This is a genomic window from Cyanobacteriota bacterium, from assembly GCA_025054735.1.
Taxonomy (GTDB): domain Bacteria; phylum Cyanobacteriota; class Cyanobacteriia; order SKYG9; family SKYG9; genus SKYG9.
On the sequence record JANWZG010000418.1, the window covers coordinates 1 to 3311 of the forward strand.

The 3311-nt window shown below is 48.3% G+C and carries 3 protein-coding genes; all 3 read left to right on the forward strand.

Going from position 1 to position 3311, the window contains the following annotated elements; translation table 11 throughout:
- Positions 1-399 (forward strand): hypothetical protein (locus tag NZ772_16090; protein MCS6815076.1); only part of this gene is annotated, 399 nt, incomplete at its 5' end.
- 331 nt (positions 400-730) lie between these two features.
- On the forward strand, positions 731-2836 hold the full coding sequence (locus NZ772_16095) for a response regulator (protein ID MCS6815077.1): 2106 nt from the start codon (positions 731-733) through the stop codon (positions 2834-2836).
- Positions 2837-3108: 272 nt separating this feature from the next.
- Positions 3109-3311 (forward strand): hypothetical protein (locus NZ772_16100; GenBank protein ID MCS6815078.1); only part of this gene is annotated, 203 nt, incomplete at its 3' end.

Sequence of the window (3311 nt, forward strand, 5' to 3'; positions counted from 1 at the left end):
GCAGCCACCATCCCATCTGAGACCCTGGAGTCTAAGCCAGATTCTGGCAAACCTGAAGCCACACCAGTCGAGCCAGTAACAACTCCGGCCCAGCCATCTCTTGCTCCATCACCAACACCGCAACTAGCACCTCAGGCTGAACTACCCCTTGCATCACCACCTCCGACAGTCATAGCGCCGCCTTCACCACCATCAATACTCCAGCCAGAAGCAGTGGAGCCAGCTAGCCCAACAAAGCCACCAACAAAGCCAGATGTAGCAACTCCTTCAGTGGCAGTTGAGTCGAAACCTGCGGTTGATGCAGTTCCAACCGAGGCAGTACCATCCCCAATTTCCGAGCAAGCTCCATCTGCTCCAGCACCTGCGACTCCAGTTCCAACAACATTGCCTGCTACTTAGAAAGTACTCTGTGATGGTTACCTAAGGCGTTGATAAACGCAGATATGAATTCCTTCGTCCCACCCCTTTTCTCTGAGGAGAAGGGAGTCAGAACTCTTGCTCCCTCTCCCTTGGGAAAGGGCTAGGGTGGGAGTTGCAAGCAGCTCAAGCACGAGAACCATACTTCTGTTCAGCAACGCTGCTATCTAACTCTATGTAAGCCATTGAAGCATGATCGCACCTAATTGACTTGCTTCCAGTGAGTAATAATGGACGAGAGGGCTTCTGGTTGGAATGATTTCTTTACGATCGGGGTTCAAAGCTTCTTGGGATGTGAGTTAAACGTTTTAGCATGGCTAGGATTTTAATTGTTGAAGATGAGCAAGTTACGGCATCGGATTTACGGGAAACACTAATTGGATTAGGGCACGCGGTAGTAGGGGTGACAGCATCTGGACGAGAGGCTATTGAACTGGCTCAGCAAACAACTCCTGACCTAGTGCTCATGGATATTTATTTAGAAAGTGATGTGAATGGCATAGCAGCTACCCAAGAAATCTATCAACGATTGCAGATTCCAGTAGTTTATTTAACGGCTTATACGGATGAATCGACTCTGCAAAGTGCTCTTCAGACCTATCCTTTTGGGTATTTATCCAAGCCTTGGCAAGACAGTTTACTAAACATCAGCATTGAGGTCACTTTACGACGATCGCAGATGGAAAAAACTATGCTGACTCAGGCTAGCGAGCTAGCTCGGATGTTAGATAGCTTGCCAGATGCTGCGATCGCCACTGATGAGGCAGGTAAAATTACTCGCATGAACCCTACGGCTGAAGTCTTGACGGGTTGGTCTCGATCCGATGCCATTGGTTTGCCCGTAGAGCAGGTGCTGAAGCTGATTCATCCTCAAACTCGCGAGCCAGTTGAAAATCCTCTGTTGCGAGCCATGCAGGAAAACCAATGCGTCAGTATTGCCCATCCTTGCCTATTGTTGACCAAGAGTGGTCATGAGGTTGCGATTGGTGACAGAGCTGCACCGATTTATGGCAATGATGGTGCTATCCAAGGTAGCGTAGCGGTTATTCAACAAATTGAGCAATCATCATCTGCTGCCCAGTTGCCTAGTCAATTGCCAGCCAAAGCAATTCAGTTACACCAGGCGATCGCCTGTATGCGAGGATTACGGCGGGTTCTGGCTCGTCTAAATGAATGCACCAACTTTCAGAGATGGCTGCAAATCGTATTGACTGAAATCGGCATCGCGATTGCAGCGGAGTATGGCTGGATTAGCTTAGTGTCCTCAGGCTACAACACTGCTACTGTCACTGCTGACTATGTAGGTGAAAACTATGGAGGTATTACGCTAACCATTGGCTCACAACTACCTCTAGACCAAGTAACTATCTACTACAGTCAACTCGAATCCTTAGTGTATTGGCTTGCCCCTAATCCAAGAGAACTGCCTAGACCTTATCAGTCGATCGTAACCGACCCTGCCCATGTCGCTATTTTTCCTCTCAAGGAAAATCGGCACCTATTAGGAGAGATTGGACTTTGTTGCTCTAGCCCTTGGACAGTATTGGAAGCTGAGTTCATGGCTCAGGTAATTCAACAGTGCAGTTTACTCTGGGAACAGCACGCTACAAGGCTCCAGAGTAGTCGAGATAGCGGTAGTCATCCAATTGACCCCACGACAGCTACGGGTATCACAAATGTTACAGATGCATGGTCGTTAGAGGGCCACAATTCGTTACGCAGCATCCATACGCTAGTCGCTACAATCCGCCAACTTGTAGCCTCCCTGCGATCGATGGCGAATGTTGCTTGGCAAGGAGCTCCTGAACGTCAGCGCTTGTGGCAAGAGATGGAGCAGTATCTTGAAGTGCTCTATGTTGAATGGCAACAGGAACTTCATCTCTGGGAGGCGTTGCGCATTGGTCAAGTAGATGAATCGCCTCCTCACTTAGCTGCTGACCGTCTAAATCTGTCAGATTGGTTGCCAGCAGTTATAGCACCAGTCGTTAGTCAAGCCGCCCGTCGTCAGCAAACAGTGCACTATCAGATTGCTGACAATATGTCACCGATTGCGATACAGGCTGATAGCTTGAAGCACATCGTCACTGAGCTATTAACCAATGCCAGTAAACATAGTCCGATCGGAGCCAGGATTACCTTGTCTGCCCGCATCATCAGTCAGCACCTAGAACTGCAAATCACCAATACAGGGGTAAAAATTCCAGAACGAGAAATACGACGGATCTTTGAGCCGTTTTATCGGGTTCAAAGTTCTGTTGCTGGAACTACCGATGGCCTAGGACTGGGACTAACCCTAGTAAAAAAACTGGTAACACAGCTAAACGGTGATATTAAAATCACTACACCTCGTTTGAATGAAACCAGTGTAGTTGTAATCTTTCCTGTAGGGGGTGCTTCAGATAGTCACAGTTATTATTAATCACCTCTGAAGTGTTGCGAAGATTACCAGCAAAAGTTTGTAGCTCTGGATCAAGAGGCTGGACACAGCGTTAGCATGGGCTAAATTCTAGTTGAACCCTAACCAGTTCTATCTGTATATATTTATCTAAAGGGCACCTACTGCTATATCAGGTCGTCAACGGTGATCAAGGTACAGCTAGATTCAAGGCCGCTAAGAGTTCTGCAGCATCTGCATCTAGTCTGACTTGATGTTATCCCTATGCCTACTGTCCTTGTAAGGATGCAGTCGTCATGATATCTGTTCTACGATCGCACCTAGCTGGCCTTTCTTGGTTAGCGATCGCTGCTCTCAGCACAAGTCCTGCCCTTGCCCAACCTATCACCCCTGCCAGCGATGGCACTGGGACGATCGTCACCCCCAACGGCAACGAATTTCTGATCAACGGTGGCACCCAAGCTGGAGCCAACCTGTTCCACAGCTTTCAACAATTCGG